At 55.7% G+C, this 14,634-nt stretch carries 11 protein-coding genes; 3 read left to right on the top strand and 8 right to left on the bottom strand.

Annotated elements, in window-relative coordinates; all coding sequences use genetic code 11:
- The first annotated feature begins 53 nt into the window (after window positions 1-53).
- Window positions 54-1,283, top strand: coding sequence for an MFS transporter (locus tag MJ257_RS04600; RefSeq protein WP_240268128.1), 1,230 nt, complete (start codon window positions 54-56; stop codon window positions 1,281-1,283).
- Window positions 1,284-1,325: 42 nt separating this feature from the next.
- Here the strand turns inward: MJ257_RS04600 and MJ257_RS04595 are convergent, their stop codons facing one another.
- Entirely contained in the window at window positions 1,326-3,293 is a 1,968-nt protein-coding gene (locus MJ257_RS04595; RefSeq protein WP_443689911.1) for a glycoside hydrolase family 127 protein, read from the bottom strand.
- A 141-nt stretch (window positions 3,294-3,434) separates the two neighbouring features.
- Here MJ257_RS04595 and MJ257_RS04590 point away from each other — a divergent pair, with 141 nt between their 5' ends.
- Entirely contained in the window at window positions 3,435-4,316 is an 882-nt protein-coding gene (locus MJ257_RS04590) for an AraC family transcriptional regulator (protein WP_240268126.1), read from the top strand.
- Between the two features lie 317 nt (window positions 4,317-4,633).
- On the opposite strand, the gene MJ257_RS04585 is transcribed toward MJ257_RS04590, so the two are convergent.
- The 4 genes from MJ257_RS04585 to MJ257_RS04570 form a co-directional block, all read right to left on the bottom strand.
- A complete protein-coding gene (locus MJ257_RS04585) occupies window positions 4,634-5,557 on the bottom strand; it encodes a DUF8580 domain-containing lipoprotein (RefSeq protein WP_240268125.1) in 924 nt (307 codons plus the stop codon).
- Between the two features lie 159 nt (window positions 5,558-5,716).
- Window positions 5,717-6,157 carry a disulfide oxidoreductase gene (locus tag MJ257_RS04580; protein WP_240268124.1) on the bottom strand — a complete coding sequence of 147 codons (441 nt, stop codon included), beginning with the start codon at window positions 6,155-6,157 and terminating at the stop codon, window positions 5,717-5,719.
- Between the two features lie 857 nt (window positions 6,158-7,014).
- Window positions 7,015-7,728, bottom strand: a complete 714-nt coding sequence (locus tag MJ257_RS04575; RefSeq protein WP_240268123.1) for a DsbA family protein — start codon at window positions 7,726-7,728, stop codon at window positions 7,015-7,017.
- Window positions 7,729-7,922: 194 nt separating this feature from the next.
- Window positions 7,923-8,561 carry a 50S ribosomal protein L25 gene (locus MJ257_RS04570; RefSeq protein WP_240268122.1) on the bottom strand — a complete coding sequence of 213 codons (639 nt, stop codon included), beginning with the start codon at window positions 8,559-8,561 and terminating at the stop codon, window positions 7,923-7,925.
- 234 nt (window positions 8,562-8,795) lie between these two features.
- Between MJ257_RS04570 and ppk1 the strand changes: the two genes are divergently transcribed.
- A complete protein-coding gene (ppk1, locus tag MJ257_RS04565) occupies window positions 8,796-10,907 on the top strand; it encodes a polyphosphate kinase 1 (protein WP_240268121.1) in 2,112 nt (703 codons plus the stop codon).
- Here the strand turns inward: ppk1 and MJ257_RS04560 are convergent.
- From MJ257_RS04560 to MJ257_RS04550, 3 genes are all read right to left on the bottom strand, one after another.
- Window positions 10,867-12,405, bottom strand: a complete 1,539-nt coding sequence (locus MJ257_RS04560) for a Ppx/GppA phosphatase family protein (protein ID WP_240268120.1) — start codon at window positions 12,403-12,405, stop codon at window positions 10,867-10,869. The genes ppk1 and MJ257_RS04560 overlap by 41 nt on opposite strands.
- A 179-nt stretch (window positions 12,406-12,584) precedes the next feature.
- Complete coding sequence (ptsP, locus tag MJ257_RS04555; RefSeq protein WP_240268119.1) at window positions 12,585-14,297, bottom strand: phosphoenolpyruvate--protein phosphotransferase; 1,713 nt, start codon at window positions 14,295-14,297, stop codon at window positions 12,585-12,587.
- On the bottom strand, window positions 14,290-14,565 hold the full coding sequence (locus MJ257_RS04550) for an HPr family phosphocarrier protein (RefSeq protein ID WP_068784674.1): 276 nt from the start codon (window positions 14,563-14,565) through the stop codon (window positions 14,290-14,292). Before MJ257_RS04550 ends, ptsP begins: the two co-directional genes overlap by 8 nt.
- Window positions 14,566-14,634 lie beyond the last annotated feature (69 nt).

The following is a 14,634-nucleotide window of genomic DNA, read 5'->3' as shown; positions in this document are numbered from 1 at the left end:
GTGCGTAAACACGCCATTATCGATGATGCTGATGACCTGGAGGCAACCCAACCATGGAAACCGAACTAGCTATGTCCAACGCCGAATCCGCTCCGAACCTGCGCCATCGCCGCTCCTTCGCGATCATTTTAACCAGCGTGGTGCTGCTCACCTTCGGAGGGAAACTGTACGAAATCATTCTTCCGCTGATGATTTACGATATCACCCATTCCTCCGTGGCCATGTCCAGCATGAAAACCGCGGAGCTGCTGCCCAATTTCTTCTTCGCCATCTTCATCGGCGTCTTCGTGGACCGCGTGAACAAAAAACGCTGGGTCCTTTGGATGATCGGACTTCAGGCCATCCTGCTCCTGGCCTTCGCCTTTTTGTTCAGGAGCGGGGTCCATATGCTGCCGGTCTATTATGCGATCGGCTTCTTGCTGATGACGCTAAGTTACGGGTATTTCAACGCCGAAGTCAGCCTCATCAAGCTGAGCGTCCCGAACCAAGAGTTGACGGCCGCCAATGCCAAGCTGAGCTTCGCCGAAACCTTCGTCGGTATTATGGGCCCGGCCTTGTCCGGCCTGATCCTGATGTTGTCCGACGTCTCCGACGGACTGCTCATCACGTCGGCATGTTACCTGATCTGCATGGGATTGTTCACAAAGCTGAATTTGACCGGGGAAAAAGAAACCCCGCGGCAAACCAAGTTCGCCGCGGAGTTTCTGGAGGGGTGGCACGCTTTTTGCGCCAATAAGCCGCTCATGCTGATGACCGTGTTCGTCGTCTTTTTGAACTGTACCTATACCGTGATCAACACCACGGCGATCTACTTCGCCAAGGACGACCTGCGGTTGTCCTCGTCCCTGCTGGCCGTCGTACTCTCCGCTTCGGGAGCCGGCGGTCTGGCCGGAAGCCTGCTTTTGAGCCGGCTGAGACAGGCCTGGGGGCTCGGCAAAGTGTTTGGAGTCTCCATCCTGCTGAACGCCCTCGCTTATTTTCTGCTGTTTCTCACCGATGGAATTGGGATGTTTGCCGCCGCCCTGTTCTTATGCGGATTTGCCGCCACCCTGTACAGCGTGTCGGTGTACGCGTTCCGTCAGGAGCAGACGCCGGCCTCGCTCATGGGCCGGATCACCGGAATCACCGGGACCTGCTTCCGCATCGGCATGCCGATCGCCGTCTACGCCTCCGGCTGGGTGATCGCCTGGTGGGGCGCAAGCGTCATTTTTGCGGCCTGCGCGGCATGGAATCTGGTCGCGTTGGCCGTTTACGTGCGGACCCGCCTGTGGAAGGTTCAGTGACCTCCCTGTTGAACCGGATGCCAAAATCCGCAACCTATCATTCTACCGTTCGCGCACCCATACCGTCATTTCCCCTTCGCCGCGGTTGGCCCAGGCGTAATACGGGATGAACTTGACCGCCGCCGCTTGCTCCGACAGATGCGCCGACGAACTGTACAACCCGCCTTCCCAGTCCGATCCGGCGAGGCGGATTGCCTCAGCCTGTACGGTGACGACGCCGCCAAGCAGATCGGCCTCGCGTTCGGCCCGAAGCTCCGCCTCCCGAGGCAGGACCAACTCGTGCAGGTTCGCTCCATTGTCGGCCTGCTCCAGGCAGTATACGAGCGGGCCGCGTTGCAAGGCCACTTTCCCGGCGTTCGCCCGCACGAGCGGGTGGCTGTACATGCGCGTCACCGGCATCGCCAGCGTAAGTTCCACGATGTCCCCCGCACTCCATTGCCGCTGCAGCCGGATATAGCCGTCCTGGAGCAACGCCCCTTCAAGTGCCACGACTTCCCCATTCACCTGGAAGCCCGCTTCCGGGCACCAATCCGGCAGCCGCAGCGCCAGCGTTAAGTTGCCCTCACCTTCCGGCTCCACTTCCAAACGCACGGTACCGTCCCAAGGGTAGTTGGTCGTTTGGGTCAGCTTCACCTTGCCGCCGCGGGTCTGCAATTCGGCTTCCCCGCCGATATAGAGATGGGTGTACACCGTGTCCCCCTGGACCGTATAAATGTATTCGCCCAGCGAAGCCAGCAGCCGGGCGATATTCGGCGGGCAGCAGGCGCAGCCGAACCATTCTTGGCGGACCGGTTTGATATGGTCAAACTTATGATTTGCCCCTCCGCACGCCTTCGGGTCCACCTCCAGCGGATTTACGTAGAAGAAATGCTTGCCGTCCCGGGCCATCCCGCCGACGACGGTATTATACAAGGCCCGCTCCATGACGTCGGCATATCTCGATTCCGGCGAGATCCGCAGCATCCGCTGGGCGAAGAAGATCAACCCGATCGAAGCGCAGGTCTCCGCATATACCGTATCGTTCGGCAGATCGTAATCGAACGAGAACGCCTCGCCTTGCGGCATGGAGCCTACCCCGCCGGTGATGTACATCTGTTTGCCGGCGATGTTGTCCCAAAGCTTGCGGCAGGCGGCCAGCAAGGACTCGTCCCCGGTCAGCGCCGCCACGTCGGCCATCCCGGTCAACATGTACAGGAGACGGACGGCATGACCCACGGCGGTCTCCTGTTCCCGTACCGGCAGATGCGCCTGGTGGTATGCCAGGTCAACGTGCTCGCTGCTCCCCGGCCAGTGCGTTTTACCGCCACGCCGCTTCAGCTCCTCCTCGAAAAAGAACGGTTGCTGCCCCCGCTGATCGAGGAAATATCGGCTTAACCGCAAATACCGCTCCTGTCCGGTCGCCTCGTACAGCTTCACGAGCGCCAGCTCGATTTCCTGATGGCCGTCGTAGCCGGCCAGCTTACCGGGTTCGGTGCCAAACACGGTGTCGATGTAATCCGCGAATTTCGCGACCACGTCCAGCAGCTTTCTTTTTCCCGTGGCCCGGTAATAGGCGACTCCCGCTTCGATCAAATGTCCCGCGCAATACAGCTCATGGCATTCCGTCAGGTTCGTCCAGCGCTTGTCCGGCTCCTTCAGGATGAAATACGTGTTCAAATACCCGTCATCCCGCTGGGCCATGGCGATGGTATCGATCAACCCGTCGGCAATGGCCGCCAGCTCCGGGTTTGCATCCGCTTCCAAAAGATAAGCCGCCGCTTCCAGCCATTTGGCCAAATCGCTGTCCTGGAACACCAGCCCGTAATATTCGCCTTGGGTCAGACCCGCGGCAATCTGAAAGTTGCGTACCGCACCGCTGGGTTCCGCCCCTTTCACCCGGTCGTTTAACGCCTCCCATTGATAAGGGACGACCACATCCTTAACCAATTTGATATAGTAACTCCAAAACTCGTCGCGGATTTTCACCCGGTTCAGCGCAACCCGCTCGGATCGCGGCATTTGCCCGGCCATGTTCATCGCAAAGCAATCCTCCTTCTTTTTTCGAAAAATCATACTGACAAATCTCATTTTATCTCATATATTTAGATCAAAATACGAATTCCATCAACCTCAAAATTATAATATTTCACACTCGAAATGGAGGGAATTGCGTTGTCAAAGCCGACGGACCTGGTGCAGCTTACGGCCCCGCCCTTGCCCTATTTTCTCGAATGCGGGCATACCGTGTATCAGCCTGGAGATGAGCATCCCAATCGGCGGAATATCGGCATTTTCGACTGGATCGCGGTGGAATCCGGAACGTTATTCCTCGGTGAGGACGGACAAGCCTGGAGCCTCGGAGCAGGCCAATCGCTGCTGCTGCTGCCCGATCGGCATCATTACACGGTGAAGCCTTGCGAGGAACCCACGGCGTTTTACTGGCTGCATTTTCATACGGTTTGCGCGTGGCAGCAGGTCCCCGCGGAGGAAGCGGACCACCGCTATCCCGATGCGGACGAGCATTACGGCCGTTTCCTGGCTTCGCCGTATTCCCTGCAGTTCCCCAAAGCGGGGGACCTCCCCTCTCCCGACCAAACGTTCCGCTTGTTCCGGCAGTTGCTGGAGAGCTTGGGGGAACGCCAATCTCGGGCGTTTTGGAACCGGCAGCAGAGGTTTGAGGAGCTGCTCCGCGCCATGGACCTCCGGCAGCTGGAATCGCACGCTTCACCGGTAGTTACCGTTGCGGAGAAAGCCGAAGCCTACATCAAAAGCAATTACCGCTCGGAGCTGAACAGCGGGCAAATGGCCGATGCGCTGCATTACCACTACAACTACATTACCCGCTGCATGAAGCAGGTGTACGGCATGACGCCAAACGACTACTTGCTGCACTACCGGTTGGAGCAAGCTAAGCTCCTGCTGCTCAAGACGGAGTGGCCTATCGCGGACATCGCGGCTTACATCGGCTTCAACAGCACCCCGTATTTTTCCAACCGGTTTGCGCTCAAGAACGGCTGCTCGCCCCGCGCGTTCCGCAAGCAATATACGTCTTGAGGAGGCTGCTCGCCAGCCTGCTGCGGTGCCCATCTAAAAAATGTTGTATTTCGTACAACATTTCAGGGATTATATTGCCTAACGCCCGCAAATTGTTGTACTTAATGCAATATTTTCGGGCGATTTTCCCCTGAGGTAGGTGAAATTGTTGTACTTTATGCAACATTTTGGCCTCCCCCTCTTCATCCAGGGAGAATTGTTGCACGAAATACAACATTTCTTCCCCTCACTCCCTTCATCAAAAAAAAACCGCCCGCTGCAGGAACCCTGCACGGACGGTTTTGCTTGCTGTTTTAATACTAATTCGGGTGGTCGGGTTAATCCGTGGCCACCGTAGTGTTGATGGACGCGAACGCCATCGGACCAAAACCTTCCGAGGCTTCGCGTTGCGGCATGTTGATCAGGAAGGCAAATCCCTGCCCGCCCATGTTCTTGACGATATATTCCTGAGTCAGACCTCCGCCTTGAGCGATCAGGAACAGCTCGGCATCGCGCATTGTGACATAGAGTTGGTCGCCCGACCACTGCTCGACTTTGCCGATCTTGGACAAATCTTCTTTGGCTGCCTTCGCCAATTCCTCGACATCGTAGCCGGAAGGCAGCTTGGTGATCACGAGATGATATCCCGGGTCATAATCCATCGTTAATTTGTTGATTCCAGCGTCAAAAGAGAAGCCGTCGAACATGTAGAACGCATACCCCTCCCCCCTCGCAAGCGTGGCGGTTCGCATCTCCTTCATGCCTTCCAGCTCAACCTCCAGCGATTTCTCGGCCGGCAGCTCCGACGTCGTACCGGAGTCCGTCGTGCCTTTGGCAGGAGCCGCCTCGAGCTTTGTCAAAACCAGCTGTTTCAGCGTTGCATCGCCTTCCACTGCCCGTTCCACGTATTCGAAAGACACAGGCGTCCCTTGCTGCAGTTTCTGCGCCGCCGAGCTTAACGATTCATCCAATTGAAAAGCCGTCGGCGTCCCCTCCACCTCAATCTCCGCGGAGTGGTTGTCAATCAGTCCAACGAACGTCCCCGTCCCTTGCTTCGCATCGCCTGCGTCGTCAGCCGGCGCATTGTTGGATGGGTCCGTCGTGTTGCCGTTGTTGCTTGGCGCCGTCTGATTCCCGTTCGTTTCGCCTGCGTCGATCCCAGGCTCGGAACCGTTCCCGGCGCACGCAGTCAACGAGATCACCAACAGGAGCATCCCCAGCCAGCCGGTTGTTTTCTTCCATTTATTTTTCTTCAAACTCATGTTTGTCAATACGAACACCCCCATATACACAGACGGCCCGAACCTTAAAAAGGTTGCCGCTTCAAAGCAATTTTCGCCGCGATGCACCGAAGCGCAAAAAAAGAGGCATGGCCTCCTCCTGAAGGATGCCACAGCCTCTTCCTATCCCCTTACTCCACGTTATGACTCCTCGGCTACCTCTTTGGGCCCCCGAGCGGCCAACAAGAACAGGACGATCAGCACGAAGGCGACAAGCGCCATGAACGGGATCGTCATAAATCCGAGCCAGCCTTGACCCAGGTAATCCACGTTGCACGGCACGCCTATTTTGCAGGGAAGCAGCTTGGCTAACGCGGGGATTTTTTGCTCGCTGTAGTGGTAGATGGAGATCGAGCCGCCGATGATGCTGAGCGGAAGCACGTACGGAATGATCTGACGGTCGTTCTTATAGGCGGCGATCCCCAGCAAAATGACCTGCGGGTACATGAAGATCCGCTGGAACCAGCACAGCCGGCACGGCTCATAATGCAGCACTTCGCTAAGATATAAGCTGCCTGCCGTCGCGACCAGCGCGACTAGCCAGGCGAGGTAGATGCCGTAGTTTCTCAAGAACCCCCGCATCCCCATCCCTCCTCTATAAAGGTAGTTGAAAAAGTCATCTTTGGATCACGAAGCAGGTTCACAGAAGAACAATCAGCGGCGAATCTTGAATTCACCCGGGCCTTCCGTTGCTCACGTAGCTTACAGCTACGCTCCGCTACTCACTCCCTAGCTTCATTCAACCTTCTTGGTGCTCCAAACCTGCCTTTTTCAACCTTCATTGAAACGGTAGTTGAACAAGTCATCTTTGGATCACGAAGCGGGTTCACAGAAGAACAATCAGCGGCGAATCTTGAATTCACCCGGGCCTTCCGTTGCTCACGTAGCTTCCAGCTACGCTCCGCTACTCACTCCCTAGCTTCATTCAACCTTCTTGGTGCTCCAAACCTGCCTTTTTCAACCTCCATTGAAACGGTAGTTGAACAAGTCATCTTTGGATCACGAAGCGGGTTCACAGAAGAACAATCAGCGGCGAATCTTGAATTCACCCGGGACTTCCGTTGCTCACGTAGCTTCCAGCTACGCTCCGCTACTCACTCCCTAGCTTCATTCAACCTTCTTGGTGCTCCAAACCTGCCTTTTTCAACCTTCATTGAACGGTAGTTGAACAAGTCATCTTTCGATCACGAAGCGATACCCTCGAAGTTAATTCGACGGCGAATCTTGAATTCACCCGGGACTTCCGTTGCTCACGTAGCTTCCAGCTACGCTCCGCTACTCACTCCCTAGCTTCATTCAACCTTCTTGGTGCTCCAAACCTGCCTTTTTCAACCTTCACTGAAAAGGTAGTTGAAAAAGTCATCTTTGGATCACGAAGCGATACCTTCGAAGTTAATTCGACGGCGAATCTTGAATTCACCCGGGCCTTCCGTTCAACCTTATTCTCCGGACAATTCGTTGTCGATCGTCTTCTTCAGCGCTTCGTAATCGCCCAGGTTGCCGGCGTATTCCACTCCGTTGATGAATAACGTCGGCGTGCTGTTCACGCCCAGCTTGTCCCCTTTGGACAAATGCGCCTCGACCTCGTCTTGGTACGTCGCCTCCGCGATATCCTTCTGCAGCAGGTCGTAATCGATCGGCAGCTTCAATTCTTTGGCTAGATCCACCAGGAATTCAGGCGAAGCCCATCCGCTGTTCTCCGCACCCTGACGCTCGAAAATCGCATCGAAATAAGTCCAAAACGCTTCATTGCTTTGATGATACACCGATTGGGCGGCCAAGGCGGCCGTAAACGAATCGGAGCCGATAAACGGCAAATTCATGAAATAAAAGGCGACTTTGCCTTGATCTATATAATCCTTCGCCAAATCCGGCTTAATCAGTTCATTGACATGCTTACACGACGGACATTGATAGTCCCCGAACTCCAGCACCTTCACCGGTGCGTCGGCTTGTCCCAGCACGGGCAGGGCGGCGTAATCAAATTCGGCAGCCTTCGGCTTCGGCTGAATGGTCAACACGACGATGATCAGGACCAGAAGCAGCCCCACCGTCGTAAACCAGATCAGGCGTCTTCTTTTCATTTGCTGCTGCTGTTTTTGTTGTTCGGCTTTGCGCTTGGCCAAAGCGTTGCTTGCAGTTTTCGGCGGCATGCGACCCCTTCTTTCCCTATAGATGTTGGATTTCCAGATACGATTTATCCTGCAACCATTCTAGTTACAAAAGCCGGTTTCGTCAAGCCGGACGAAGGGCCTCGGAGCCCCTTCCCAACGAAAAAGGCTGCCCCAAACGCTAAAGCGCTGGGAACAGCCCTTCTTCAAAAATCTCAACCGGAGATGTACGCGACTTACTCCGCAGCTTCGCCCGAACCTACTGTTCCGGCCGGTTCTCCGTCGGCCGCAGCATCTTGGGCCAGATCCGCATCCGCTACCCGCGGCAGCACGATCGACGCTAGCAATTCCTCCGGTTGGGAGTGCATCGTTACCCCCGCCGGCAACTGCACGTCCCCGGCCAACAGCTTGTCCCCCGCATCCAGCGAAGTGATGTCTATATCCAAGGATGCCGGCAAAATATCCGGCAAGCCCTCCACTTCCAACTCCGTTGCCTGAATTTGCAAAACGCCGCCTACCTTGGTTCCTTCCGCCGTACCGGCATAGTGCAGCGGGATTTTCACGCGAATTGGTTTATTTTTGGACACCTGTTGAAAATCAACGTGCAGGATCTTCCCTTGCTGCTGCTGGACATCTTTAATCAGCGCCGGAACGGTTGGACCTCCTTCTACCTTCAGGTCGAAAAATTCCGATCTTCCCGTACGCACGACCTTCACAAGCTCCTTCACATCCACATGAACCGCGAGGTTCTCGGACTCCGCTCCATACAGGACCGCAGGAACGCGTCCATGTTGTCTCAGCTGGCGCAGCGACGAACGGTGGAATACCGTTCTAGGCGTGGCGATCAGTTGAAACGTGTGATGGTTCGTACTCATCTTGCAACAACCTCCTTGAAATTATGCCTGTTTTGGCAATTGGCTTAAAGTGCCATAAACGTATATTACCCATTTTTGCCGCCAACCTAACCGAAAGAAACGGATTTGGGCAAACGGCTTTACATAGAGTTATAATTTTTACATAGATTTTACAAAACCATGCATTTCAACGCCTCGCATCATAGTAAAATAGAAGGATCATAGGAAGAAAAAATAGGCGGAGGTCATTCGTACATGGCGGATATGGTGATGAAAAAACAAGGACCGCGTTATTTGAACCGCGACCTCAGTTGGGTGGAATTTAACCGCCGCGTGCTGCAAGAAGCCAAGGATTCCGGCACGCCTTTGCTGGAAAGGGCCAAATTCCTCTCCATCGTTTCCAGCAATTTGGACGAGTTCATGAGCGTACGCGTCGCCGGCATCCAGGATCAAATCCGCGCGGGTTATACCAAAAAGGATTTTACCGGTTACACCCCGGCCGGACTCTATAAAAGGTTGATTCTTCGAATCTCGGCGATGATCGCCGAGCAATACCGGACCTACCGGGAGCTGTCGAGACAGCTCGCCAAAGAAGGCATCCAGTTTCTTCGATATGACGAATTAAACGGAGCGCAGCGGAAATCGATGGAGACGTATTATCACGACATCGTGTTTCCGGTGTTGACGCCCATGGCGGTAGACCAGAGCCGCCCGTTTCCGCTCGTGCATACCGGGTTCGTCTATTTGGCCGTCGTATTGAAACGAAACGGAGCGGCACAATCGGGAGAAGAGGAGAAGGAACCCTATTTTGCCATCGTGCAGATCCCATCGAACCTGTCCCGGATTATCCCGCTGCCGCATCATTCCAACAGCAAGAAACAATCTTTCATCCTGATCGAGGAATTGATCCGCCATCATATCCAAACGCTGTTCAGCGGGTATACGCCGCTTGCCGTCGACGAATTCCGGCTGACGCGCAACGCCGATCTGGCTTTCGACGAAGAAGGGGCCGAGGATTTGCTGGAGGAGATTGAAAAAGAGCTGCGCAAACGGCGCTGGGGAGCCCCGGTCCGGCTGGAAATCCAGAAAGGCATCCACCCCTACGCGCTTGAGGTACTGAAGGAAGAATTTGAGATTACCGACGCGGTCTTCGAGATCGAAGGACCGCTGGATCTGGGTTTTCTCGGCCGGCTCCCGGGCGCGGTCAAGGGATTTTCCCGGCTGCGTTACCCGCAAGTGGATCCGGTGTATCCCCGGGAATTCGACGAGAACGATGACTTTTTCGAGGTATTGAAACAGAGGGATGTACTGGTGTACCATCCGTACGAAAGCTTCGACGCCGTGACCGATTTCATCGACCAGGCCGCGGAAGATCCGGCGGTGATGGCGATCAAGATGACGTTGTACCGCGTCAGCGGCAACTCGCCGTTAATTCAGGCGCTGGCAAGGGCCGCGGAATCCGGCAAGCAGGTCACCGTCGTCGTCGAGTTGAAAGCCCGCTTCGACGAAGAGCGGAACATCGCCTGGGCGCGAACGCTGGAGAAAGCCGGATGCCACGTCGTCTACGGCCTGATCGGGCTCAAGACCCATGCCAAAATCCTGCTTGTCGTGCGCCAGGAAGGACGCGACCTGAAGCGTTACGTCCATGTTGGCACCGGCAACTACAACGATATCACGGCCCGGCTCTACACCGATATCGGGTTGTTTACGACCGATTCGGCGATCGGCGAGGACGCCTCCCAGCTGTTTAATCTCATTACGGGTTACTCGGAAGCCGAGCAATGGCAGGCGTTAACGGTAGCGCCAACCGTCATGAAGGACAAACTGTTCGAGCTGATCCGGAGGGAAGCCGAGCATGCCGCCGCCGGACGCCCGGCGCGGATCATCGCCAAGATGAACTCCTTATCCAATCAGGAAATGATCGACGAACTATACGACGCCTCCGCCGTCGGCGTCCGCATCGACTTGATCGTACGCGGCGTATGCTGCCTGCGCCCCGGCGTCGAAGGCCTAAGCGAACGGATCACGGTACGCAGCATCGTCGACCGCTTCCTGGAGCATTCCCGCATTTATTATTTTGAGAACGGCGGGAACCCCGAAGTCTGGCTGTCCAGCGCCGACTGGATGACCCGCAACCTGACGCGCCGCCTTGAGCTGATGTGTCCCGTCATCAAGCCGCATACCCGGGAGACGCTGGTTCGGATCTTGATGCTATCGCTTGCCGATAACGCGAAAGCGAAACGGCTGGTGCCGAGCGGCAAATACGAGCCGATCCACGTCGGTTCCCAAGCGGCTCCTTGCCGGAGCCAATTCGCTGCGCGGGAGATCAGCGCATGGAAGATGGACGAATCTCCCACTCCAATCTAAGGTCCCATGCTTTTTTGAAGTTTTTGGCCGCAGCCTCGAGCTGCCTGGTTTCCAGGTAAGCTTGGCTGCGGCATTTCAGCTTGAGCAGCAGTGCTTCCCCTTCCCATACCGCTTCGACGGCTTCCACCGTCTGCGTCTCGCTGGCGTCGAGAGCGACGGCCACCTCCAACAGCGCTCCGAGTTTCTGAATCAACTCGTCATCCTTATCCTTCAGCAGAGCGCCGAACTCCTCCATTCCCGACTTTTTGCCGTGATTAGCCGGATAATCGGCGATAAAACTGCATAGTACCGCTTCCCGATGGGTCAATGCGCCAAGGGGCGCTTGCAACAGCCAGTACATGGTATGTTTATCGTATTGGTGATAACGGATCGTGCCGCCTATTTTGTACAGCATCGCCGCCGTTCGAATCAGCTTGGCCGGATCCCTGTCGTCAGGCTCTTTCGCCAACAACCGGTATAGCTGCTCTGCATACCTGCGAACTTGGCGGAAGTGGGCAATGGGAGCCAGCGCATGAAACGCCAGCAGCGTGTCGGCTTGCCGTTCCAGCACCTCATCCGCAGCCGGTACGCCGAGACCCAGCGTATCCTGCAGCAGTCCTTCGCGCAGGCCCGAGCCGCTGACCAGGCAACACGAGGCTCCAATGCGATCGAAGACCGTCTTCAAGATGACCGTCCCCGGCACAATGATATCGGCACGCGCCTTAGATAACCCGTCGATCCGTTTGCGTTTCTCCAGCGGCAGCTGAGGCAGAGTTTCCGCGTAGTGGCGAAGGCCGTCCGGCTCCAGCCGGTAGTGATGCGCCAAGCGGAGCGGGTATTTGCGCCGACGCTGATCCAGCTTGCCCAGCGTACGGATCGTCCCCCCCAGCCCGATCAGCGGGAATCCCGGATGGGCCCCGATCCAAGGCAGGACGTCCAACATCCGCCCGACTTCCGCCTGGAGCCGCGCGATCTGTTCCGGCGGCCAAGGCTCCTCCGGCAAACCGAATTTCACCTGGGCGTTCACCGCGCCGATCGGCAACGAAACGCTCTCCGCCAGCTGCCGCCCGCGAAATAAAGTAATTTCCGTGCTTCCGCCCCCAATATCGATCAGGAAGCCGTCCTCGATTGCCATCCCTCCGGCGACGGCGATAAATCCGAAATAAGCTTCCTGTTCGCCGGACAGGATTTCTACCGGCAGGCCGGTTTCTTCCTCCAGCAGCTTGCCAATTTCCTGCGCATTCGCCGCGTTCCGAATGGCCGCCGTCGCCGCCACGCGAATGGCTCGGCAGCCGTAAGCTCCGCACACCTCGCGGAATTGGCGCAGGATCGGAACGATCGAATGGATTTCTTTCGCTTCCATAGCCCCTTCGGCATTCATTTTTTCGCTTAATCGCGCCGATTCCTTCAGCTCGTTAATCAGACGGTAATGCCCTTGCGGGGTCGCTTCATAAATGGCCAAACGGATGGAGTTTGACCCGATGTCAATGATTCCGATGGATTCATGGTTATTCTGCATACGAACTCTAGCTCCCGTAACGTAGTTGTTTGTTCAGGCTGGCCTTACAGTTTTACCTCACTTTATCCCAAAATCGACCAAAAATAAACCTTGCGCATGAAAAAAACCGGTACCTTGACGGCACCGGTTAAAGAAGAAACCCGTAATTCGGTTGGAAAAGATCTCGATATATTACGCTTCTACGCTTCGATCGCGCGAACGAGCTCGACGACCTGCGCGGCGGTCTGCATTTGCAGCGCCTTGGCCGCCAGCTGCTCCATTTCCGCTTTCGATAGCTTGGAAATCTGCGAACGAGCCGGCAGAATCGAAGTCGCGCTCATGCTGAATTCGTCCAGCCCTAATCCCAGCAGCAACGGAATCGCCGTCGCATCGCCGGCCATTTCGCCGCACATCCCGGCCCATTTGCCTTCTTTGTGTGCGGCATCGATGACCATTTTGACCAGTCGCAAAATCGCCGGGTTATAAGGTTGGTACAAATAAGATACGCGTTCGTTCATGCGGTCGGCTGCCATCGTATATTGAATGAGGTCGTTGGTTCCAATACTGAAGAAGTCCACTTCTTTGGCGAACTGATCGGCCAATACGGCCGTCGAAGGAATCTCTACCATAATGCCGAGCTGGATTTCGTCGGATACCTGAATGCCTTCGGCTTTCAGCTTCTCCTTCTCTTCCAGGAGCATTGCCTTCGCAGCGCGGAATTCATCCAACGTCGCGATCATCGGGAACATGATGCGCAGCGAGCCGTATACGCTGGCCCGAAGCAGGGCGCGCAGCTGCGTGCGGAACAGGTCCTTCTGCTCCAGGCACAGGCGGATCGCGCGGAAGCCCAGGAACGGGTTCATTTCCTTTGGCAGATTGAGATACGGCAGTTCCTTGTCGCCGCCGATATCCAGCGTCCGGACCACGACCGGCTTGCCTTCCATTTTTTCCAGCACCGTCTTGTAGGCGTTAAATTGAACATCCTCCGAAGGCAGCTCGGTGCGTCCCATATACAGGAACTCCGTCCGATACAGCCCTACCCCTTCTCCGCCGTTCTCCAGTACGCCTACCACGTCGTTTGGCGTGCCGATGTTGGCTGCCAACTCTACGTGAACGCCGTCTTTTGACGTCGTCTGCACCTCGCGCATCTTCTTCCACTCTTCGATCTGCATCAGGTGCTTATCGCGTTTCGCCTTGTATTCGTTTAAGACATCTTCGGTCGGATTAATGATGACGCTGCCGTCCAGTCCGTCCACGATGACAAGATCGCCGCCGTTCACCTTGTCCAGCACCTCTTTGGTGCCGACAACCGCGGGGATTTCCAGCGAGCGGGCCATGATCGCCGAGTGCGACGTGCGGCCGCCGATATTCGTCGTAAAGCCCTTGACGTAATTGCGGTTCAGCTGCGCCGTATCCGACGGCGTCAAATCCTCCGCGATCACGATGACTTCCTCGCTGATATCCGCCGGGTTGACGTAAGTCAAACCGAGCAGATGCGTGAGCACGCGCTTGGTTACGTCCCGCATATCCGCCGCGCGTTCCTTGAGGTAGGCGCTTTTCATATTTTCAAACATAGAGATAAACTCGTTTGCCGTTTCGTTCAAAGCAAATTCCGCGCTGACGTTGTCGGACGCGATTTTGTCGCGAACCGGCGTCAACAGCTCGGGATCGTTCAGTATCAACAAATGGGATTCGAAAATCTCCGCTTTCTTCTCGCCAAGCTCTTGAAGCGTGCGCTCTTTGATCGCCTCAAGCTCCTGTTGGGATTTAGCCAATGCTTCATCCAGCTTCGCCAGCTCTGCTGCCGAATCGGAAGCATCCCGGCGATGAATCGTATAATCGGGATGCTCCAGCTTGAAGGCTTTGGCGATGGCCACGCCGGCCGAAGCGGCAATGCCATCGATTTTAAGCATTCACTTCTCCCAGCCCTTCGTTAACCATGACTTCGGTGAGCGCTTGAAGTGCTTCAGCGGCCTCTTCCCCTTCAACGATCAGCTTCAGCGAATCGCCTTGCTCGAGACCCAGCGACAGTACGCCAAGAATCGATTTCAACGTCACTTTCTTGCCGCCCGCTTCCGCGAAAGATTCGGCTCCTTTGAATTTATTGGCTGTATTGACCAGGGCCGTTGCCGGGCGTGCGTGAATTCCGTCTTCATCCGTAATTTTGAACATTCTTTCCATGATTGATCCTCTCGCTTTCTCATTTATGATTTGAAATTATTTATATAAGAAACGCTCCCTACCATATTG

This window comes from Paenibacillus timonensis (assembly GCF_022427145.1).
In the GTDB taxonomy this organism is placed as follows: Bacteria; Bacillota; Bacilli; order Paenibacillales; family Paenibacillaceae; genus Fontibacillus; species Fontibacillus timonensis.
The sequence above is the reverse complement of the archived record's forward strand: the minus strand, read 5'-3'. Positions and strand labels throughout refer to the sequence as shown.

What these genes read in the sequence shown, in the direction of transcription:
- ppk1 (WP_240268121.1), top strand. Translation starts at nt 8,796, where the DNA reads ATGGCGGATATGGTGATGAAAAAACAAGGACCGCGTTATTTGAACCGC.
- MJ257_RS04595 (WP_443689911.1), bottom strand. Translation starts at nt 3,293, where the DNA reads ATGGCCGGGCAAATGCCGCGATCCGAGCGGGTTGCGCTGAACCGGGTG.
- MJ257_RS04575 (WP_240268123.1), bottom strand. Translation starts at nt 7,728, where the DNA reads ATGCCGCCGAAAACTGCAAGCAACGCTTTGGCCAAGCGCAAAGCCGAA.
- ptsP (WP_240268119.1), bottom strand. Translation starts at nt 14,297, where the DNA reads ATGCTTAAAATCGATGGCATTGCCGCTTCGGCCGGCGTGGCCATCGCC.
- MJ257_RS04600 (WP_240268128.1), top strand. Translation starts at nt 54, where the DNA reads ATGGAAACCGAACTAGCTATGTCCAACGCCGAATCCGCTCCGAACCTG.
- MJ257_RS04580 (WP_240268124.1), bottom strand. Translation starts at nt 6,157, where the DNA reads ATGCGGGGGTTCTTGAGAAACTACGGCATCTACCTCGCCTGGCTAGTC.
- MJ257_RS04585 (WP_240268125.1), bottom strand. Translation starts at nt 5,557, where the DNA reads ATGAGTTTGAAGAAAAATAAATGGAAGAAAACAACCGGCTGGCTGGGG.
- MJ257_RS04570 (WP_240268122.1), bottom strand. Translation starts at nt 8,561, where the DNA reads ATGAGTACGAACCATCACACGTTTCAACTGATCGCCACGCCTAGAACG.
- MJ257_RS04550 (WP_068784674.1), bottom strand. Translation starts at nt 14,565, where the DNA reads ATGGAAAGAATGTTCAAAATTACGGATGAAGACGGAATTCACGCACGC.
- MJ257_RS04560 (WP_240268120.1), bottom strand. Translation starts at nt 12,405, where the DNA reads ATGCAGAATAACCATGAATCCATCGGAATCATTGACATCGGGTCAAAC.